14 protein-coding genes are annotated in these 20337 nt (G+C 69.7%); 6 read left to right on the forward strand and 8 right to left on the reverse strand.

What is annotated here, in order from left to right:
- Positions 1-31 precede the first annotated feature (31 nt).
- Positions 32-1228, forward strand: a complete 1197-nt coding sequence (locus ACFFJC_RS01580; protein WP_379485826.1) for a glycosyltransferase — start codon at positions 32-34, stop codon at positions 1226-1228.
- Positions 1229-1274: 46 nt separating this feature from the next.
- On the opposite strand, the gene ACFFJC_RS01585 is transcribed toward ACFFJC_RS01580, so the two are convergent.
- Positions 1275-2912 (reverse strand): AMP-binding protein, encoded by a 1638-nt coding sequence (locus tag ACFFJC_RS01585; protein WP_379485827.1) that lies wholly within the window; start codon positions 2910-2912, stop codon positions 1275-1277.
- A gap of 153 nt (positions 2913-3065) precedes the next feature.
- Between ACFFJC_RS01585 and ACFFJC_RS01590 the strand changes: the two genes are divergently transcribed.
- The 3 genes from ACFFJC_RS01590 to ACFFJC_RS01600 are packed head-to-tail and all read left to right on the forward strand — an operon-like array spanning position 3066 to position 5467.
- Complete coding sequence (locus ACFFJC_RS01590; protein ID WP_379485828.1) at positions 3066-4244, forward strand: aromatic ring-hydroxylating oxygenase subunit alpha; 1179 nt, start codon at positions 3066-3068, stop codon at positions 4242-4244.
- A 57-nt stretch (positions 4245-4301) separates the two neighbouring features.
- Positions 4302-5093 carry a sugar phosphate isomerase/epimerase family protein gene (locus tag ACFFJC_RS01595; RefSeq protein ID WP_379485829.1) on the forward strand — a complete coding sequence of 264 codons (792 nt, stop codon included), beginning with the start codon at positions 4302-4304 and terminating at the stop codon, positions 5091-5093.
- The gene (locus ACFFJC_RS01600) at positions 5090-5467 is read left to right on the forward strand and encodes an EthD domain-containing protein (RefSeq protein ID WP_379485830.1); all 378 of its coding nucleotides are present in this window, start codon (positions 5090-5092) and stop codon (positions 5465-5467) included. Before ACFFJC_RS01595 ends, ACFFJC_RS01600 begins: the two co-directional genes overlap by 4 nt.
- Positions 5468-5479: 12 nt before the next feature.
- Here the strand turns inward: ACFFJC_RS01600 and ACFFJC_RS01605 are convergent, their stop codons facing one another.
- The 3 genes from ACFFJC_RS01605 to ACFFJC_RS01615 form a co-directional block, all read right to left on the reverse strand.
- The gene (locus ACFFJC_RS01605) at positions 5480-6925 is read right to left on the reverse strand and encodes a L,D-transpeptidase family protein (RefSeq protein ID WP_379485831.1); all 1446 of its coding nucleotides are present in this window, start codon (positions 6923-6925) and stop codon (positions 5480-5482) included.
- 87 nt (positions 6926-7012) lie between these two features.
- On the reverse strand, positions 7013-7699 hold the full coding sequence (locus ACFFJC_RS01610; RefSeq protein WP_379485832.1) for a murein L,D-transpeptidase catalytic domain family protein: 687 nt from the start codon (positions 7697-7699) through the stop codon (positions 7013-7015).
- 122 nt (positions 7700-7821) lie between these two features.
- Entirely contained in the window at positions 7822-10596 is a 2775-nt protein-coding gene (locus ACFFJC_RS01615) for a putative bifunctional diguanylate cyclase/phosphodiesterase (RefSeq protein WP_379485833.1), read from the reverse strand.
- Between the two features lie 210 nt (positions 10597-10806).
- On the opposite strand from ACFFJC_RS01615, the gene ACFFJC_RS01620 reads away from it, so the two are divergent.
- Positions 10807-13071: a putative bifunctional diguanylate cyclase/phosphodiesterase gene (locus tag ACFFJC_RS01620; RefSeq protein ID WP_379485834.1), complete on the forward strand. Its 2265-nt coding sequence runs from the start codon at positions 10807-10809 to the stop codon at positions 13069-13071.
- 89 nt (positions 13072-13160) lie between these two features.
- Here the strand turns inward: ACFFJC_RS01620 and ACFFJC_RS01625 are convergent, their stop codons facing one another.
- Together ACFFJC_RS01625 and ACFFJC_RS01630 are read right to left on the reverse strand one after the other, a co-directional pair.
- Positions 13161-14600, reverse strand: a complete 1440-nt coding sequence (locus ACFFJC_RS01625) for an aromatic ring-hydroxylating oxygenase subunit alpha (protein ID WP_379485835.1) — start codon at positions 14598-14600, stop codon at positions 13161-13163.
- Between the two features lie 186 nt (positions 14601-14786).
- Complete coding sequence (locus ACFFJC_RS01630; RefSeq protein ID WP_379485836.1) at positions 14787-17096, reverse strand: ATP-dependent helicase; 2310 nt, start codon at positions 17094-17096, stop codon at positions 14787-14789.
- 115 nt (positions 17097-17211) lie between these two features.
- Here ACFFJC_RS01630 and ACFFJC_RS01635 point away from each other — a divergent pair, with 115 nt between their 5' ends.
- Positions 17212-17802, forward strand: coding sequence for a hypothetical protein (locus tag ACFFJC_RS01635; RefSeq protein WP_379485837.1), 591 nt, complete (start codon positions 17212-17214; stop codon positions 17800-17802).
- A gap of 590 nt (positions 17803-18392) precedes the next feature.
- Here the strand turns inward: ACFFJC_RS01635 and rsmD are convergent.
- Together rsmD and ACFFJC_RS01645 are read right to left on the reverse strand one after the other, a co-directional pair.
- Positions 18393-18947 (reverse strand): 16S rRNA (guanine(966)-N(2))-methyltransferase RsmD, encoded by a 555-nt coding sequence (rsmD, locus tag ACFFJC_RS01640; protein ID WP_379485838.1) that lies wholly within the window; start codon positions 18945-18947, stop codon positions 18393-18395.
- Positions 18944-20242, reverse strand: a complete 1299-nt coding sequence (locus ACFFJC_RS01645; protein ID WP_379485839.1) for a pseudouridine synthase — start codon at positions 20240-20242, stop codon at positions 18944-18946. The genes rsmD and ACFFJC_RS01645 overlap by 4 nt, the downstream gene beginning before the upstream one ends.
- Positions 20243-20337: the final 95 nt, after the last annotated feature.

The following is a 20337-nucleotide window of genomic DNA, read 5'->3' on the forward strand; positions in this document are numbered from 1 at the left end:
TTCTTGACGTTTACCACCTAGCAATGGGCGCATGAACATTAGCAGTTCCGACCTAGCGCAGGCCGCCGTGGCCGCCGTCGAGACCGCTTCGCCGCAGGCGAAGCCGCTCGAGCTGGCGGTCGTCCTGCCTACCTACAACGAGCGCAAGAACATCGCGACGATGATCGAGCGGCTCGACAAGGCGCTTTCCGGCATCGCCTGGGAAGCGATCTTCGTCGACGACAACAGCCCGGACGGCACCTCGGACGAGGCGCGCCGGCTCTCGCTCGTCGATCCGCGCGTGCGCTGCATCCAGCGCATCGGCCGGCGTGGCCTCGCCAGCGCCGCGATCGAGGGCATGTGCTCCACCGCGGCGCCGGTCGTCGCGGTGATGGACGCCGACCACCAGCACGATCCCGCGCTGCTGCCGGGCATGCTCCAGGCGATCACCTCGGGCGCCTACGACATCGCCTACGCCTCGCGCTTCGCCGAGGGCGCGAGCACCGAAGCGTGGGGACGCCCGGACCGCGTCAAGGCCTCGGGCCTTGCCAACCGCATCGCCAACAAGGTGACCGGGGTCGAGCTGACCGACCCGATGAGCGGCTTCTTCATGTTGCGCACCCAGACCCTGCGCAGCGACGCGCACCGCCTGTCGGGCGTGGGCTTCAAGATCCTCCTCGACATCCTGGCGACGGTGGACACCCCGCTGCGCGTCAAGGAATTCCCCCTGAACTTCGCCGCCCGCGCGGAGGGCGAAAGCAAGCTGGACCAGACCGTCGTGTTCGAATTCCTCGTCGGCCTCTACGACAAGTGGCTGGGGCGCATCATCCCCACCCGCTTCGCGCTGTTCGGCACCGTGGGCGCGCTGGGCGTGCTGGTGCAGCTGGGCGCCTTGTGGATCATGCTGCACCTCGTCTTCGGCGAGCGCTTCGTGATGGGCAACTGGTCGGAAAGCACGACCTTCAACATCGCCAATACCATCGCCGCGCTGGTGGCGATGTCGTTCAACTTCGTGCTCAACAACGAGCTGACCTATTCGGACAAGCGGCTGCGCGGCTTCGGCCCGCTGATGCGCGGCTGGGCGCAGTTCGCGGTGACCTGCTCGCTGGGGCTGCTGACCAACGTGGGCTCGGCCGCCGTGCTCAAGACCATTGGCGTCCACAGCGCCGTCGCGGTGGTCACCGGCATCGTGCTGGGCTCGGTCTGGAACTTCGCGCTATCGTCCAAGTTCGTATGGGGCAAATACTGAGGCGGATGCCTCGGCCTAGCGCGCTGCCACCGCCCCGAGCACGCGCTCAGGGCGGCGTTTCGGCACCCGCTGTTCCCGCCGCATCCACCCGCAGCAGATCCTTGCGCACCTTGCCCGAGGCGGTGCGCGGGAAGTCGGCGCGAAATTCGAAGCGTTCGGGGATCTTCTGCTTGGCGAGGCCGCTGGCGGCCACATGCGCCGCAAGGTCCGCGGCGCTGGGCGGCGGGCCGGCGGCGATGACATAGGCGCAGACGCCTTCGCCCAGCCGCTCGTGCGGCATGGCGACGACGGCCGCCTCGCGCACGCCGGGATGGGCGTGGAGGACGTCCTCGATCTCCTTGGCCGAGATGTTCTCGCCGCCGCGGATGATGAGGTCCTTCTTGCGGCCGGTGATGGTGATCGCCCCCTCGGCCGAGCGCACGCCGAGGTCGCCGGTGCGGAAGAAGCCGTCGGCGGTCAGCGCCTCGCGTGTCTGGGCGGCGTCGGCATAGCCCAGCATCATGCCGGGCCCGCGCGCCAGGATTTCACCCTCGCAGCCGTCGGGCAGGTCGCGCTCCTGCGCGTCGACCACGCGGACCTGGTAGTCGACGATGGCGCCGTCGGTGGTGGCGGCGAGCGTCTCCGCCTCGGGCCAGCCGAACGTCACCAGCGGCACCTCGGACGCCCCGAAGACGCGGAAGGCGCGGCAGCGGGCGAAGGCGGCGTTGGCGGCCGGGATCAGGTCCGCCGGGACCGCGGCGCCGCCGCAGGCGAAGAAGCGGAAGCTCGGCAGGCGCTCCCCGCTCGCGCGGGCGGCGGCGGCAAGCTCGACCAGGAAGGGCGTCGCGGCCACGGTGCCGACCGCCTGGTGCCGCGCGATCAGCGCCAGCGCCTCGGCGGCGTCCCAGCTCTCCATCAGCACCGTGCGGGTGCGGCAGACGAAGGGCGCCTCCAGTCCGTTGGCGTAGCCCGAGATATGCGTCACGGGCGAGGGCATCAGCGTCGCCTCGCCGGGCGCGAGGCCCCAGTAGGCGCCGCTCTCGCGCAGGATCCGCGCGATCGACACGTGGCTGTGCAGCACCCCCTTGGGCCTCCCGGTGGTGCCCGAGGTGTAGAGCACCATCTTGACGTCCAGCGGGTCCACCGCAGGCCGCGCGAAGGCGAGGCTCCGCCCTTCCTCCACCAGCGCGGTGAAGTCGTCCGGACCCTGGCCGCGCACCGTGAAGACGTGTTCCAGCGCCGGCAGCGTCGCGGCGAGGCGGCGGGCCATCGCGGCATAGTCGAAGCGGCGGAAGGTCGCCGGCACGAACACCGCGCGCGCACCGCAGTCGGCCAGCATCAGCGAGACCTCGTGGTCGCGGTAGATCGACACGATCGGATTGACGACAAGGCCGGACATCGCCGCGGCGAGGTTGATGACCATGGCCTCGCGCCAGTTCGGCACCTGGAAGGCGACCACGTCGCCCGGGCGCAAGCCGCGGGCGTGCAGGGCCGCGCTCAGCGCCTCGGCATCGGCGACCGCCTGCGCACGCGTGACGTCGCCGGCGTCGTCGCTCAGCACGACGAAACCGGGATCCTCCTCGGCCAGCGCCGTCGCCGCCTCTGCAATCGTCCGTTCGTCCCAGAGACCCGTGCCCGCATAGGCGGCCAGGTGCGGCGGGGGCGTCTCGAGCCATGCCCAGGGCGGGCTTATCCTCTCCATCATCCCCTCTGAGTGCCTTCGCCGGGCGGCTGCGGCCAACTGTCCAAAGTGCCAAGCCGGCGGGCGAGCGCCTTCGTCGCCTATCACCTTGCGCAGCTTGCCGCCACCCGACCGCTCGCGCAGGATCGCCCGGATAAGACCTTACGGGAGAAGACTGTGGATCGCGTCCAGCGCATTGGCGACGTCGCCGAGATCATGCTCGACTACGTGGAGAACAAGAAGACCTTCCAGACCGACAAGCCGCTGCGCGTCCCCACCAGCAGCTACACCGACAAGGACCAGTTCAAGGCCGAGATGGAGCTGGTGTTCAAGCGCGTCCCGCTGATGCTGGCCTTCACCGCCGAGCTGCCCCATCCCGGCGACTACAAGGCGATGGACGCGGTCGGCTCGCCGGTGCTCATCAACCGCGACAAGGCCGGCAAGGTGCGGGCCTTCCTCAATGTCTGCTCGCACCGCGGCGCGCCCGTCGCCCCCGAAGGCCGCGGCAACTGCGCGCGCTTCACCTGCAAGTACCATTCCTGGACCTTCGGCGCCGACGGCAAGCTGATCGGCATCGCCGAGCCGGGCACCTTCGGAGAGGTCGACAAGAGCCGCATGGGCCTGCGCGAACTTCCCTGCGAGGAGCGCGGAGGCATGATCTTCGTGTGCCTCACGCCCAACGCGCCGATGGACCTCGATCACTACTTCCGCGGCTACCTGGAGGATTTTGAGGCGCTCGACTTCGCCAACTGGACGTACCTCGGCAACCGCACGATCGAGGGTGCGAACTGGAAGATCGCCTTCGACGGGTACCTGGAAGGCTATCACTTCAAGTCGCTCCATCCCGAGACGATCTTCCCGCGCACGCCGTCGAACTGCACCCACTACGAAGGCTTCGGCCCGAACATCCGCATCGGCTTTCCGCAGCATACCATCGCCGAGCAGCTCAAGGACGTGCCGCGAGCGGAATGGGGCAGCCGGGAGAACTTCGGCTACGACTTCGTGCGCATCTTCTTCCCGAACGTCTCGATCTTCATCGCGCCCGAGATCACACAGGTGGCGCAGCTCTTTCCGGGGCCGACGCCGGATCGCAACCGCACCGTGCTCAACTACCTGCGCCGCGAACCGGTGAAGGACGAGGCCGACCGCGCGGCGGCCGAGGCGGCGATGAACTTCTTCCGCGACGTCACCTACGAGGAGGACTACGTGATCGGCCTCGAGATCCAGAAGGGGCTGCAGTCCGGCGCCCACGACGAGCTGACCTTCGGCCGCAACGAACGTGGCAACCAGTACTTCCACGAGTGGCTGAACTGGTATCTCGAGGATGACGCCTCGCTGCCCGAACCGACGATGTAAGCTGCGTCCCCGGCCGCGTTCGCCGGCCGGGGCAGGGATCGACGAGGACCCACGCTGATGCACAAGCTGTCCCTGGCATCCGGGGTCCTCCCCGAGTTCGACGCCGTCGCGGTGATCGAGGCGGGCGCCGCCGCCGGCTACGACGCGGTCGGGCTCTGGATCGACCCGCAGCAATGGACCGCGCGGGACACGGCCGAGGCGCGGGCGGCGCTCGCCCGCACCGGGCTGCCGGTGCTCGACGTCGAGGTCGTCTGGATTAGGCCGGAGACGGCGCTCGACGACCATCGCCGGGTGCTCGACATCGGCGCCGAGCTGGGTGCCGCCAACGTGCTGTGCGTCTCCTCGCATCCGGAAGAGGGCGCGGCGGTGGAGCAGCTCGCCGCGCTCTGCCGCCATGCCGAAGATTCGGGCATGCGGGTGGCGCTGGAGTTCGGGATCTTCACGGAGGTGAAGACGCTGGCGCAGGCGCTCCGCGTTCTCGACCGTGTGGCGCATCCTCTCGGTGCGGTGCTGATCGATCCGATCCACGTCGACCGTTCGGGCACGACGCTGGCCGAGGTGGCGGCGCTCGATCCGGCGCTGCTGCCCTACGCCCAGTTCTGCGATGCGCGGGCGGAGCGTCCGGACGCTTCGAACTTCGCCGAGATCATCGCCGACGCCGTCGACTTGCGCGAGCAGGCGGGGAAGGGCGCGCTGCCGTTGGCCGCGATGCTCCAGGCGCTGCCCGCCGCCATCCCGCTCTCGATCGAGCTGCGCTCCGCCGCCCTGCGCGCCGCCTTTCCCGAGCCGGAGGGGCGCGCCCGCGCGGTGCTGGACGCGACGCGCCGCTGGCTCGAGCAGGCGGCATGACGGTGACCGTCGTTACCCTGCTCACGCGTCGCCCCGGCATGAGCCGCGAGGCGTTCCGCGCTTACTACGAGACCCACCATCGCGTGATCGGCGAGCGGGTGCTGGCAGGGTACGCCACCCGCTACGTCCGGCGGTTCCTCGATCCGCTGGATGGGACCGAGGCGCCTTTCGATTGCGACGTGGTGATGGAGATCGACTTCCCCGACGAGGCCACCCGCGACACCTGCTTTGCAGCGCTTGCCGAGCCTGCGGTCGCAGCGATGATCGCCGAGGACGAGGAACGCTTGTTCGACCGCGGCCGGACGCGAACATTCTCGGTCATCGAGCACGCCTCGAGCTTGGCGCCCCTCGCGCCCGGAGCCTCCGCGCGCTAGGCCGGCTTGCGGTCACGGGCCGACATCGCCGCCCGAGGTCTGCAGCCGGTGGCCCTGCCGCGAAGCGAAGCCCAACGCCGCCGCGACGCGATCGTCCCAGCCGTAAGGGTCGGAGCGGATGACCGGCTCGCCGTCCTCTCCGAACACCACCGTCTGGTAAAGCAGCCTGACCGGGATCTCGCGCGGCAGGGGGACGAAGGTCTCCTTGCCGGTGGCCCGGGCGCGATGCCACGCGTCCAGCACGCCTTCGTCGCGCGCCAGCATCTCGGCGAAGCCCAGCGCGTCGTCGACGCGCACGCAGCCGTGGCTGCGCTGGCGCTGCACCTCCTGGAAGAGCTGCTTGGCCGGGGTGTCGTGGAGATAGATCTGGTGCTCGTTCTTCATGTCGAACTTGACCAGTCCCAGCGAGTTCTTCGGCCCCGGCTGCTGGACGATCCAGCCGTCCTTCCACGCCATGTTGTTGCGCTGCAGGTACGCGCTGCCCTTGCCTGCGATCTCCTTGCTCTGGATCGAGCGCGGCACCGTCCAGGTCGGGTTGGCGACCAGGCGGTAGATCGGCGATCCCAGCTGCGGCGTCTCGTTCTCGGGCTCCCCCACCACCACCTTGCGGCTGTCGGCCATCTTGCCGTCGCGCCAGTAGGCGAGGCGACTGGCGGCGATGTTGACGTCGATGCGGGTCTGGGGCGGCGCCCGGTCCAGCCAGCGTAGCCGCTCCATCGCCACGGCCATGGCGCGGGCCCGGTCGGCGTCGGACAGGTTGAGGATTTCCAGAGCGTCGCTGCCGATGACGCCGTCGGGCTTGATGCCGTAGTCCGCCTGCATGCGCTTCACCGCCGCGACCATCGCGGGGTTGTAGAGGTTTCCTTGCGCGGCGGCGCGGTCGAGGTAGTCCGACGCGACGAGCTGGCGGGCGATGGCCGGAATGCGCGCATCGTTGGCGCCGGGCTCCAGCGGCTTGCCCTTGTCCGGTATGGCGGCGGCGGGGGTCTCGCCTTCGCCCCTCAGCGCGAGGTAGGCCTTGGAGAGGCGGCGATAGCCTTCGTCCTGGGGGGCCAGGCTCTCGAGCCACTCGCCGAGCTTGCCGTCCGCCAGCGCCCGGGCCAGCCCGGACACCAGGTCGGGCTTAGGGCGTGGGACGGTGTAGATCTCGTGGAGCTTCGCCGGATCACCGGCGCCGCGGGCCAGCGCGGAGGCATAGCGCAGCGCGCTCTGCGTCAGGGCGCGGTCGCCTTCGGGGCTGCCGGGCTGTCCGTCGACTGCGAACGACATGCGGTCGAGCCCATGGGCGGCGCGGTGCTGGATCGCCTCGCGCAGCTGCCCGACGGCGTCGTCGTTCCAGTGAACCTGGTCGATGCCGACCGGGGCGTCCGGACGTTCGGGACTTTGGGGACGATCATCGCATCCGGCGAGCATCAAAGTCAGGGCTACGAAAGAATGAGCGATCAGGCTACGACGCACGCGGATCTCCTTGAAAGACCCGTCAAATAACGGAGGGGATCGCTACATGTTTCCGTTCGGCCCAGCGAAGGGGTGCGAACAGGCGGGCTAGGCCCGGGCTGCGTAGATCATCCGGCCTTGGCCGAGAAAGCCGAACACATCGTCCAGCTTGTCCTCGCCCACCGCGAAGCACCCCTGGCTGCGGCCCAGCTTTCCATGGGCCGCGATCATGTCGTCGTTGGCGTACCAGGCGCTGTGGACCACGATCGCACGGTCAAGCGCGTTGCTGTTGGTCGGGTCCAGCCCCAACAGTCGCTGCGAGCGGCCGTGCCGGCCCACGTAGTAGTCGGAGGCCAGGAATGCGCCCTCGCACGAAGCATTCGAGCCGAAGGCGTTGGAGAAGCTCTTGAGGTAGCCGGTGTGCCCCGGGTCCGAGCCCGAGCCATGCGCCACCAGCAGCCGGGTGGCCTTGCCGCTGACGACATCGAGGAAGTGCAACCGCGGCTCGGCGGATGGGGCGGTGAAGTCGACGACGGCGATGCGGTCGCGTAGCTTGATCCTGGCGGCATGCCGGTCGAGCGCGGCGAGCGCGCGTTCGAGCAGCCGCGGCTCCACCGCAAAGCGGGAGGAGGCAGGCTCGCTGCGCGGCACGGCCGGCACCTGCGGCAGGGTGACCGCGCGCGCCGGCGGTGCCAGGATCGGCCTTGTCGTCGACCGGGCAAGAGCGCCGACGGCAAGGGTCGCGCCCGAGATCATCAGCGCGCGGCGACTGGAGTGCAAGCGATGTTCGACCATGGGCCCAAATATGGTATCATCCTGCTGAATTTGAAGCCCTTTTTTCAAGAATCTGCGTGCACTTCCGCACACGGGGGGGCGCGGGTTTCCGCGCGGCTGCGCCCCGTCCAGAAGCGAGCATTTCAGCGTCCGCCCCGGGCGCGATCGGGGGCATGCGGCAGACCCGGCTGCGCGTCCCATCCCCCGACGTCTTGCTTCAGGTGCGGCCATCCCTCCAGGAACGATGCCACCCGCTGCGCGCTGAGGGCCCTGCCGAAGAGGTAGCCCTGCGCGATGTCGCAGCCGAGTTCGCGCAGCCGTTCGAGCTGGGCCGGATTCTCCACACCCTCGGCGACGGTGCGCACGTCCATGCGCCGCGCGATGTCGATGATGCCGTGGACGATGGCGATGTCCGCGCTGTTGTCGCTATCGAGCCGCGAGACGAATGCGCGGTCGATCTTGAGCACGTCGACGGGGAACTGCTGCAGGTGTGTCAGCGAGGCGTAGCCGGTCCCGAAATCGTCGAGCGCGATCGTCACGCCCTCGGCCCGGAGGGTGGAGAGCGCCCGCTCCACGGTGTCGGCGACCTGTCCGAGGAACACCGTCTCGGTGACTTCGAGTTCAAGGAGCGCCGAGGGCAGGCCGAGCCGGTGCAGTCGCCCGAGCATACGCTCGGCGAAATCGCCCCGCCGGAAATCGGCGGGGGAGCCGTTGATTGCGATCCGTCCGATCGGCTGTCCCGCGCTGCTCCAGGCGGCAATGTCGGCGAGCACCCGGTCTAGCATCCGGTCGGTCAGCAGCGTCGAGAGGGCGCTGTCCTCGAACGCCGCCTGGATCGCCTGGGGAGGCTGCAGACCTCGTTCGGGATGATGCCATCGCAGCAGCGCCTCGAACCCGACGACCTCGCCCGATCCGAGCGCGATTTTCGGTTGGTAGAACGGGATCACGCGATCGTCCGCCAGTGCCGCCCGTGCATCGCGGAGCATGCCCTTGCGCAGTTCGACCGCGGCCCGCATTTCCGGGCGGAAGCTCTCCAGCTTGCCGGCACCGTCGGCCTTCGCGGCATAGAGCGCGAGGTCCGCGCTCTTGAGCACGGCTTCCGCATCCGCTCCGTCGACCGGCCAGATCGCGGCTCCTGCGCTGATGCCGATCTCGACCACGCCCTCGTCGATGCCGACCGGCCGGCTCACCGCGTCCAGCAGCTGGGCCACCCGGTCGGCGCAGCCCTCAGGACCGACATCGGGCAGGACGAGCGCGAACTCGTCACCGCCCAGGCGGGCCGCCATGGCGCCCGGTGGCAGTTCCGCGGCGATTCGTGCGCCCACCGAGCGCAGGACCGTATCGCCAGCGGCGTGGCCCATGCTGTCGTTGATCGCCTTGAAGTTGTCGACGTCGATGACCACCACGCCGACGCGCCGGTCGCCCTGGCGCGCCGCCGCAAGGGCCTGCCCCAGCTGCTCGGCGAACCGGGCACGGTTGGGGAGGCCGGTGAGCGGATCATGGTAGGCGGCTCGGCGCAGATCCTCCTCCGCGCGCTTCTCCTGCGTAATGTCCAGCAGCGCGCCGACCGAGCGCTTGGGCCTGCCCCGTCCGTCGCGCACCACGTAGCCGCGCGAAAGCAGGTGGACATAGGACCCGTCCGCCGTGCGGAAGCGGCACTCGTGGCTCCAGCTGTCGTCCGTCCCGTCGATCACGCGATTGCACATCGCGTCCATTTCCGGGCGGTCTTCGGGGTGGACGAGCTCGACCCACCAATTCGGGGTGTTCCGCAGCCCCTCGGTGTAGCCGAGCACCCGTTCGACCCCGTCGGCCCACTCAATCTTGTCGGTCGCGTGGGACCAGTCCCAGATCAGGTCGTTGGTGGCGCGCGACGCCAGCCGGTAGCGCTCCTCGCTTTCCTTCAGCGCGGATTCGGCGGCGACCTGCTCGTCAATGTCTTCCAGGTTGCCGTACCACTTCACGATCCGCCCTTGTGCGTCGACGCGCGGATAGGATCGGGCGCGCACCCAGCGATAGGCTCCATGCGCCAGCCGCAAGCGGTAGCGCAGGTCGACCACCGCGGAGGGGCCGCCCTGAAGCGCGCGGGTCCATCGCTCAAGCACCTGAGGCAGGTCGTCGGGATGAACGGCGCGGGTCCAGCCGGTGCCCAGGCTTTCGGAGATCGAAAGACCCGTGAGCATCGTCCATCGCGGACTCAGCTCGCAGATGTGGCCGTCCGGATCGCTGATCCAGGGTATCTGTGGATTGAGATCGACCGAGAAGCGATAGTGCTCCTGGCTCTGCTGGAGCGCGGCCACCAGCGCGCTCATCTCCGAGCGCGACCTGAGCAGCTCCGAGAAGGCGGATCGGTTGGTCGCCAGCGTGCGCAGGATCACCGCCGCGACGAGAAGGAACGTCAGCCCGGTGCCGACGAGATACCAGTCCCCGGAGAGCAGCAGGCGGATGGTCACCGGCGCGGCCCCGAAAAGCAAGACCAGCCGTGCCGCTTCGGGCAGCGCCTGGAGGCAGTAGCAGCAGGCGATGGAGCCGACGAACGTGTAGAGTGCGATCGAGCTGCTGCGGACCGGGTCGACCTCGCCGAAGAGGAGCAGGCCCCAGCAGCCGAACAGCAGGCTGAGCACGGTGGCGGCCAGCAGGGTACCGCGCAAGTGCTTGCGCATGTCCTTGACCGAGACCGTCCTCTGGCGCCGCACCAGCCACACGCCGGCCCGCACCGCGACCAGCAGCAGCAGCAGGCTGGGCAGGCCAAGGCTGATGGCGGCGGGGACGGTACGGCTCGCCACGATGGCCAGGAAGGCGACGTTGATCGACATCAGCAAGTACATGAGCGGGATCTGCCGGCGCAGGCTCATGTACTGCTCGCGCAGTAGCGCATCCGACTGGCCGGTCGCGTCCATGGCGGGAGAGAGGCTGGTCACATCCACGATAGCACTTCGCTGATCCCCCTGCGCATCGTAACGCCGGACAGTTAACAGATCCTATTCCTGTGCTCGCCGTATCTCTGGCCAATCGCAACAGGTGGCGGCGCCCTGGAGAGAAATACTTTCCGCTCCGCGCCATGCGCGAAAACTTTTGTAAACCGCCGCATGCTAATTGCGTTGCAGCGGGAGGCAGGAGAGGTGAAGCGCGTGCAACGGTCCCTGGCCGATCCGACGACATTCCGCCGGCATTTCCAGAGGCAGGTGCTGCTGCCGGTGGCTCTGCTCGCCGCGGCCGTCGTGCTGATCGCCGGCTTCGGGCTGTATTGGGCGACGAGGACCAGCAACGACGTCTCGATGCAGCGCCAGACCCGCATCACGCGGCTGGCCCTCTCAAGCAGCGCCGACCAGATCGCGTACGAACAGCAGGGGCTGGCCACCTGGAAGCAGCTCTCGGACCAGCTGGCCGCCCCCGCCCGGGACCGCGCCTGGCTCGACACCGAGATCGGCCAGTGGCTGGCGGACATGTTCCGTCACGACATGACCTTCATCCTTGATGCGCGGGGGCAGCCAATCTATGCCTTCGTGGCGGGCCGTCCTGCCGAACCCTCGCGCTTCGCCGCGGTGGCGGCCGATCTCCAGCCGCTGCTCGACACGGTCGGGCGCGAAGCGCGCAGCCCGGCGCGCGGAGGCGGGTCGGCGGGCTTGCCCTCGCGACGCCGCGCCACCGTGCTGACGCGCTCCGGCACGATCTTCGCCAGCGATTCGACGGAGGTAGGCGGGCGCCCGGCAGCGGCGAGCGTCATGCCGATCGCCGAGAAGAACGCCAGCGCCCGCGGCCGGGCCGTACTCGTCAGCGTCCGCTTCCTCGATGGCGAGTACCTCCGCGAGCTTTCCGCATGGCACCTGATAGACGGTCTGCGCTTCTCGCAACAGGCGAACCCGGGACCTGGCGAGACCATCGTGGAGTTCACCGACGAGCGCGGCAAGCGGATCGGCTTTTTCTTCTGGAGGCCGGACCTGCCGGGTACGCGGATCCTGCGCGTGCTGGCACCGTCCGCAGCGCTCCTGATCCTGCTCATGTTCGCGGCGCTGGGCTTGCTGATCCGGTCGCTGTGGTGTTCGGGCCGGCGGCTCTCCGCGACGATCGTCGATCTCCAGGCCAGCGAGGCGCAGGCCCAGCACCTGGCGTTCCACGACGTCCTCACCGGACTGCCCAACCGCGCCTTGTTCCAGGACCGCATGGACCAGGCGCTGGCCCGCGCCCGGCGGGGAGAGTGCTTCGCCCTGCTCGCGCTGGACCTCGATCGGTTCAAGCAGGTGAACGATACCCTCGGTCACGCGGCCGGGGACGTGCTGATACGCGAGTTCGCCGGCCGCCTAGGCGCTGCCGTGCGAGCGATAGACACGGTCGCCCGCATCGGCGGGGACGAGTTCTCGGTGCTCCTGGGGAGCGCCCACTGCCGCGAGGATATCGAGCAGGTCTGCGAACGCATCCTCGAGACCGTCCAGCAGCCCTTCGTGCTGATGGGCAACCAGGTCTTCGTCGGCGTCAGCATGGGCGTGGTGATGGTGCCCGAAGCCGGCACCGATCGCGGCGAACTGATGCGCAAGGCCGACATCGCGCTCTACCATGCGAAGCGGGCCGGGCGGGGGCGTTGCTGGATCTTCGCGCCGCACATGGACGAGACGGTCAAGTTGCGCAGGCAGATCGAGGCGGACCTGCGCAGCGCCATCGGGGCGCGATCGGGGCTGGAGGTCCACTACCAGCCCGAGGTGAACGCCGCGAGTGGCCGCGTCCTTGGCCTGGAAGCGCTGCTGCGCTGGACGCATCCGACGCGCGGTCCGATCCCGCCCGAGCAATTCATCCCGATCGCGGAGGAGACCGGCCTGATCGTGCCGCTCGGCGAATGGGTGCTGGAGCAGGCGTGCCGGGTGGCGGCGCGCTTCCCCGACCTGTTCGTGGCGGTGAACCTGTCCGCCGTGCAGTTCCGCTCGCCCGAGCTCGCCGCCACGATCATCGCCATCGCCCGGGACGCCGGCTGCTCACCCTCGCAGATCGAGCTGGAGATCACCGAGAGCGTCCTGCTGGGGGACGACAGCGTGGCTGCGGAGATCCTGCGCTGCCTGCGCGAGGCGGGCTTCCGCATCGCGCTCGACGACTTCGGGACGGGCTATTCCAGCCTGAGCTACTTGCGCCACTTCAAGGTGGACAAGATCAAGATCGACCGCTCCTTCACCCAGAACCTGGCGCACGACCACGAGGCCGCGGCGATCGTGACCTCGGTGGTGACGCTGGGGCATGCGATGGGGCTGACGGTGACCGCGGAAGGCGTGGAGAGCCGGGACCAGATGCACCTGCTCTCCGCCGCGGGCTGCAACGAGCTCCAGGGCTACCTCTTTGCGCGGGCGCTGCCCGAGACGGCGCTGGAGGACTTCGTCGCGACCGGTGCAGGTCTGCCCGACGTGGCGTGACAGGGCCGGCGCCCAGGGCCCGCCTCGCGACCGGTGAGGGAAGGGCGCGTCGCCATTGACGATGGGGAGCCCGAGGGCTCCCCGTCGGGTCAGAAGCCCAGGTCCTCGATCTTGCCGTCGAAGTTGCCGCCCAGCAGGTTGGTCGCGCTCGCCAGCTTGTCCTGCGGAACGCCGGCGATGTAGCCGTCGATGATCCGCTGGTAATTGCTGATCATGCCCTCGACGCGGCTGGACAGGCGCATGAACTCGAAGCCGCTGGCGTGCAGTCCCTTCTGCTGCAGCGGGATGTTCGAGTAGTCCTGCCGCGGGATCGGTGGGAAGTCCGGGCTGTCGTAGGGCAGCACGATCGGCTCCATCACCGGCTCCGGCTCCTCGCCTTCGGGGAAGAAGGTCAGCGACCAGATCTCGAAGAAGCAGCTCTCGGGACCCAGCGGGCGGATGCGGTAGGCCGACATCGAGCTGAAGTAGGGCAGCAGGAAGTAGTGCGGGAACAGGAACTCGACCGCGTTGACGGGGTCCGACTGGGCCACCGCGCACAAGTCGGGCACCGGCTCGCCGCGCGCCTTCAGCTGGGCGCCGACCTGGTGCATGACCATGCCGAGCCACATCATCATGGCCTGGCCCTTGTCCTCGGGCAGCCCCTCGGTCGCGCGGCGCAGGCTGCGGGCGATGTCCACTTCCTTCTCGTGGATCATGCCGGCCATGCCTTCGCTCAGCAGCTCCATGTTGCGGATGGTGGCGTCGATGTTCTGCTCGATCGACTGGTCGGGATCGGCGATCATCGGGATCCGCTCGGGATTGTGGGCCCAGGCGTACATGCTGTCGTACATCTGCGGCGCCGCGTGCTGCAGCTGCGGGTGCGTCTGCATCACGTGGTAGCCCTCCATGAAGGCCTCCATCGCGATCTTCCAGTTGGCGGGGAGCACGGCGCCGTAGCACCATTCCGCGCGCAGCTGGCCGATGTGGTGCGCGTCGAGGCGATCGGCGACGGGGCCGAAGCTCTCGCGCACCGAGGGCGCGTCCTCGTCATGGTTGATCCACACGCAGCCGCCCCAGACCTCGGCGCGGCAGGGAATCAGGTTGATGTCGTCGTCCTGGAGCTGGCGCTCGGTGAACAGGTGCTTGCCGTAGACGAGGGTGTTCTCCCCATCCATGTTCCAGCGCCAGCCGTGGAACGGACAGACGAACCCGGTCTTGGCGCAGTTGCCGTGGGCGGTGGGATGCGAGGAGCCGAGCGGCGAGCCACCGGCGAACGGCACGCCGCGGTGACGGCAGGCGTTGTGGAACGCCTTCACGCCGCTGGCGGTCCGCACCACGATCACCGACTTGCCGACGTTCTCGTACTCGATCCAGTCACCGACCTCGGGGATCTGCTCCACGCGGCAGGCCATCTGCCAGACGTGCGGCCAGAGGTGGTCCAGCTCGGCCTGGTAGAAGTCCGCGTCGAAGTAGCGCTTGACCGGGATGCGTTCGGGATCGTCGATCGGGAACGGCACCGGCCGCAGGCCGCCGTCTGCTGATTTGAGCACTCCCAATACCTCTCGCTTGTGACTCTTGTTCCTGTTGAACCAGTGTACAGTGCGGGGTGGCAGAGGCAATGGCGCGAGCGCCGCGGCTCATCGCAGCCACGGTAAGTGGGATTGACCGGGAGTGAGCGGGCGCCCCCCGGGGGCGCCGGTGCGCAAGTGCGGGCCGGGCGCTCGTCGACCCCGTACTCAGGCAGGCTTGACGAAGCTGTCGATCACCCGCTTGCGGCCGGCCTGCTCGAACTCGATCTCCAGCTTGTTGCCTTCCTGCTCCACCACCGCGCCGTAGCCGAACTTCTCGTGGAACACGCGCGCACCCACGGCGATGTCGCTGCGCGGCTTGGCGGCGAAGCTGGCGGCGCTGCGCGAGGCTTCGGCGACGCGCTTGGGCTTGGGGTCGTAGTCCTGCGCCGCGGCGCGCTGCCAGCCGGGCCCGCGGGTGGTGATGCGCGAAGGCTGCAGGCGCGCGACGTCGGCGAAGGGATCGGCATGTTCGGACCACTGCGCGCGCCACAGCGAGGCGCCGCCCGACAGCGTGGTCTCGCTCTCGACGTGGTCCTCGGGCAGCTCGGCGATGAAGCGCGAGGGGATCGAACTGGTCCACTGGCCGTAGATGCGCCGGTTGGCCGCGTGCAGGATGGTGCACTTGCGCCGGGCGCGGGTGATCGCGACGTAGGCGAGGCGGCGCTCCTCTTCCAGGCTGGCGAGCCCGCCTTCGTCGAGCGCGCGCTGCGAGGGGAACACGCCCTCTTCCCAGCCGGGCAGGAACACGTTGTCGAATTCCAGCCCCTTGGCGGCGTGCATGGTCATGATCGTGACCTTCTCCTCGTCCGCCGCGTTCTCGTTGTCCATGACGAGGCTGACGTGCTCAAGGAACTGCCCGAGGCTGTCGTACTCCTCCATGGCGCGGGCGAGCTCGGCGAGGTTCTCCAGCCGGCCGGTGGCCTCGGCGGTCTTCTCCGCCTGCAGCGCGTCGGTATAGCCGCACTCGTCCATCACCGTGCGCAGCAGGTCGGCCGGGCCTTCGGTGGCCGAGAGGTCGCGCCAGCGCGCGAAGTCGCGCATCAGCGCCAGGAAGGTGTTGCGCGCGCGGGCCGGGAGCTCGTCGCTGTCGGCAATCTCGACCGCGGCGGTGGTCAGCGGGATGCCGCGCCGGCGGGCGAGGGTGTGGATGCCCTCCAGCGCCTTGGCGCCGAGCCCGCGCTTGGGCGCGTTGTAGATGCGCTCGAAGGCGAGGTCGTCGGCGGGCTGGGCGATCACGCGCAGGTAGGCGAGCGCGTCGCGGATCTCGGCGCGCTCGTAAAAGCGGAAGCCGCCGACGATGCGGTACTTCATGCCGATCGAGATGAAGCGGTCCTCGAACTCGCGTGTCTGGTACTGCGCGCGCACGAGGATGGCGATCTGGTCGAGGGGGGCGCCTTCGCGCTCCAGCCGCTCGATCTCGTCGCCGACGCGGCGCGCCTCCTCCGGTCCGTCCCAGACGCCGATCACGCGCAGCTTGTCGCCCGCGTGGCGCTCGGTCCACAGCGTCTTGCCGAGCCGCTGGGTGTTCTCGTCGATGAGGCCCGAGGCGGCGGCGAGGATCTGCGGCGTGGAGCGGTAGTTCTGCTCCAGCTTGATGACCTTGGCGCCGGGAAAGTCCTTCTCGAAGCGCAGGATGTTGGCCACTTCGGCACCGCGCCAGGAGTAGATCGACTGGTCGTCGTCGCCCACCACGCAGATGTTCTGGCGACCCTGCGCGATCAGGCGCAGCCACAGGTACTGGACCTGGTTGGTGTCCTGGTACTCGTCCACCATGACGTACTTGAAGCGCTGCTGGTACTGCTCCAGCACTTCGCGGTGGGTGCGCAGGATGTTGAGCATGTGGAGCAGCAGGTCGCCGAAGTCGCAGGCGTTCACCGCCCGCAGCCGGTCCTGGTAGAGCTGGTAGAACTTCTGCCCCTTGCCGTTGGCGTAGGCCTCGCTCTCCCCGGCGTCGAGGTCGGCCGGGTTCAGCCCGCGGTTCTTCCAGCGGTCGATGCAGCCGGCGAGCTGGCGCGCGGGCCAGCGCTTCTCGTCCAGCCCCTCGGCCTGGATCAGCTGCTTGAGCAGGCGCAGCTGGTCGTCGGTGTCGATGATCGTGTAGTTGGGCTGCAGCCCCACCAGCTCCGCATGGCGGCGCAGCATCTTGGCGGCGATGGCGTGGAACGTGCCCAGCCAGGGCATGCCTTCGACTGCCGGGCCGATCAGCCGGCCCACGCGCTCGCGCATCTCGCGCGCGGCCTTGTTGGTGAAGGTGACGCACAGGATCTCGCTCGGCCAGGCGAGGCGGGCACGGATCAGGTGCGCGAGTCGGGCCGTCAGCGCCGCGGTCTTGCCGGTGCCGGCGCCCGCCAGCATCAGCACCGGCCCCTCGGTCGTCAGTACCGCTTCGCGCTGCGGCGGGTTGAGGCCGTCGATCAGCGGATCGGTGCCCTGATCGCCAGGGGGACCGGGGGGAGGGGCTTGCAGATTGTTCACCGTGAACAACTAGGGAACGGGGCAACGCGGTGCAAGCCCGCTTCGTCGCACGGGAGGAACAATTGCCGGGCATGTTCGTCGATCGGGCAACCAGAAGCACATACGGAGAGAGACAATGCGCAAGTTCATGCTCGCCGGCTCCGCTGCCCTCCTGCTCGCCGTCCCCGCGGCGCTCCAGGCCCAGGGCGCACCCGCTGCCCCGTCTTCGACCTCGCCCGCCACCTTGTCCGCCGCGCCGACGCTGACGCCCGAGCAGAAGGCGGTCTACGACGCCTGGAGCCCGGCGCAGAAGACCGACTACGAGTCCTGGCCCAATGACTACAAGGTCTACTACTGGACGCTCACGGGCGAGCAGCAGAAAGGCTACTGGGCGCTCACCGGCGACCAGCGCGGCCAGATCTACAGGATGACGCCCGAGCAGCGCCAGATGGCATGGAACTCGGTGATCCAGCAGATGAACGGGCAGACCCCGTCGACGCCTCCGGGCCAGGCGAACCCTCCGGGACCGGGGATGCCGACCGCCGGCGTGCCGGACCCGCAGAACGCCTCGCAGGCGGCGCGCCCGGCCATGCCCGCCGACGAGAACTACCAGGGCGGTCCCTACAAGGGCGCGCTGACCCCGCCGCCGGCCACCGCGATGGACAAGGACTATCCGGTCTGCAGCAAGACGGTGACCGACAACTGCCGCAACCGCGGCGGCAAGTAAGGGAAGATGACCCCGCCACCCCCCCCTGCGCGGGCGGTCCCCCTCCCCATTCCTGCGGAACGGGGAGGAGCGGGGCGCGGGCGATCCTCCCTGTCGCAAAGCGATGGGGAGGTGGCAGCGCGTCAGCGCTGACGGAGGGGTTCGAGGGCACGCTTCATTGCCCGCTGGCGAATGCGGGGTAACGCCTGGGGAAAGTCGCTGGCGAACATCGGGCCGGCGTCGGGGCGTCCCTGCAGGCGCGCGGGGACGGTGCGAAGGTCGCGTCGCGAACGACCGGGTAGCCATCGCCGCAGCCCGGTTCGGCCCTGGCGGAAACGGTCCGGACCGGCGCTGCGGGCTCGCAGACAGGGGCCGGTCCTCTCCCGCGGCGTGGACCTGGACGACAAGCGCCAGCGACCGGTGCGCGGGAGCGGGGGTGGAGAGGGCCGCAAGCCGCCCCGTCCGTGAACCGCTTCCGGGAGGACGCTCGTGGCGTGGTCCACGGCTTTCAACCCGCGCACGGCCCACGACGCCGACCCGATACACCGTCCCGGAACGTGGCCACGCTCCAGTGCGGATGGCGAGGCTTATAACCTAAATGGTTCTAAATGTCAAGTCCGGCGGAGAAGGTGCAGCCGCGCCTTGCCGACGTCGCGCTCCGCATCGGCCTCGAAGCCGCGGATCGCCACGCTCTCGCCCTTGCCGGTCTCGAGGCTGACCCAGGTGCCTTCGCCGATCCACCCCAGGCGCGCCAGCTTGTCGACGGCGACGGCGCCCGCGCCGGTGTCGTAGGGCGGGTCCAGCAGCACGAGGTCGAGCGGCTCCCGGGCAGGGCCCAGCGACAGAACCGAGGAGGCGCGCACGTCGCTGCGCGGCTGTGCCTTGAGATTGGCGATGTTGGCGCGGATGGCGCGGATGGCGGCGGGGTCCTGGTCCACGAAGAGGCAATGCGCCGCCCCGCGCGAGAGCGCCTCCAGCCCCAGCGCGCCCGAGCCGGCGAAGAGGTCCGCGACCCGCAGCCCCTCGAAGTCGCCGAGCCGGCTCACCAGCATCGAGAACAGCGTCTCGCGCGTGCGATCGGCGGTGGGGCGGGTGGTGTCGCCCTGCGGCGCGAGCAGCTTGCGGCCGCGCCACTCGCCCGCGACGATGCGCAGGCCGCCGCTCAAGCCGCGCCCTCCGGCAAGGTGCGGCGGAAGTTGTCGAGGTCGCGCTGCGAGATCTCGCCGGCCGCGCCCTTGGGCAGGTCGCCGAGCCGGAAGGGGCCGTAGGCGACGCGGATCAGGCGGCTGACCTGCAGGCCCAGCGCTTCGAGCACGCGGCGCACCTCGCGGTTCTTGCCTTCGGTCAGGGTCATCTCGATCCACTGGTTGCGCCCGGTGCGGCGCTCCATGTTGGCGTCGATGCGGCCGTAGATCACGCCGTCCACCTCGATGCCTTCCATCAGCTCCTCGAGCCGGGCCTGGGTGATGTCGCCGAAGGTGCGGGCGCGGTAGGTGCGCGGGACGCCCGTGGCCGGCAGCTCCAGCTGGCGCTTGAACGCGCCGTCGTTGGTCAGCAGCAGCAGACCCTCGGTGCTGAGGTCGAGGCGGCCGATCGGCATGACCCGTCCGGCATTCTCCGGCAGCGCGTTGCGCAGCGCGGTGTAGATCGTCGGCCGCCCGGCGGGATCGCGCTCGGCGGTGATGAGGCCCGCCGGCTTGTGGAACAGGAACAGGCGGGTGGCCTCCGGGTCGCGGACGGGCGTGCCGTCCACGGTGATGCCGGCGAGGCTGGTCAGCACCGTGGAGGGCGCGTCGATCACCTGGTCGCCCTGCTTGACGCGGCCTTCCGCGATCATCCGCTCCACTTCGCGGCGGCTGGCGACGCCGGCGCGCGCGAGCAGCTTGGCGATGCGCTCGCCCTCGCGCGCGGGAAGGGTAGGGTCTTTGGGAGTCGGTGCGGCGGCGCGCGGCGCCGGGCCCGGCCGGGCGGTGGAACGTGTGGTCGAATGGGGGGAGCCGGGTCCCTGGCTGCGCCGCTGACCGCCATAGCGGTCCTCGGTTCCGCGATCGCGCGCAGGGCGCCTGGGGCCGCGCTCCCCCTCTGCCGCGCGGGGCCGCTCGTCGCGGGGCCTCTCGTCGCGCAGCCGCTCGTGACGGGGTCCTTGGCGATAGCCGCCCTCGCGCGGAGCGGTGTCGCGCGCGCCTTCGCGTGCAGGGCCAGCGCGATAGCCGCCCCCGCGCCGCTCGCCTTCCTGCCGTCGCTCGCCGTCCTGCCCCCGCCCGCCGCGCGGCGCGTCTCCGCTGCGGTCGCGGCCGCGGGGTGCGCTGTCGCGCGATGCGCCCGCTCGGCCCTCGCGAGAGGGCCCGCCGCGGGATGGTCCCCCGCGGGAGGATCGGCCGGAGAAGGCGCCGTCGCGGGAGGAGCCGCCGGGCGGGCGGCCGCGGCCTGCGCCGCCGGACTTGCTGGGAGGTTTGGACATGCGAGCGCCCATACCTGTTGATCGCCGCTTCATCCAGCCTTCCCTTCGCGCCGGGGAACGCTAAGTTGCCGGCCATTCGCAAGCGGGAGACAGGC

The sequence above is a fragment of the Novosphingobium soli genome, from assembly GCF_042432915.1.
GTDB classification, from domain to species: Bacteria; Pseudomonadota; Alphaproteobacteria; order Sphingomonadales; family Sphingomonadaceae; genus Novosphingobium; species Novosphingobium soli.

Excerpts from the sequence above, each read along its gene's own strand:
- ACFFJC_RS01635 (WP_379485837.1), top strand. The coding sequence starts at position 17,212 with ATGCGCAAGTTCATGCTCGCCGGCTCCGCTGCCCTCCTGCTCGCCGTC.
- ACFFJC_RS01600 (WP_379485830.1), top strand. The coding sequence starts at position 5,090 with ATGACGGTGACCGTCGTTACCCTGCTCACGCGTCGCCCCGGCATGAGC.
- ACFFJC_RS01645 (WP_379485839.1), bottom strand. The coding sequence starts at position 20,242 with ATGTCCAAACCTCCCAGCAAGTCCGGCGGCGCAGGCCGCGGCCGCCCG.
- ACFFJC_RS01580 (WP_379485826.1), top strand. The coding sequence starts at position 32 with ATGAACATTAGCAGTTCCGACCTAGCGCAGGCCGCCGTGGCCGCCGTC.
- ACFFJC_RS01585 (WP_379485827.1), bottom strand. The coding sequence starts at position 2,912 with ATGATGGAGAGGATAAGCCCGCCCTGGGCATGGCTCGAGACGCCCCCG.
- ACFFJC_RS01610 (WP_379485832.1), bottom strand. The coding sequence starts at position 7,699 with ATGGTCGAACATCGCTTGCACTCCAGTCGCCGCGCGCTGATGATCTCG.
- ACFFJC_RS01595 (WP_379485829.1), top strand. The coding sequence starts at position 4,302 with ATGCACAAGCTGTCCCTGGCATCCGGGGTCCTCCCCGAGTTCGACGCC.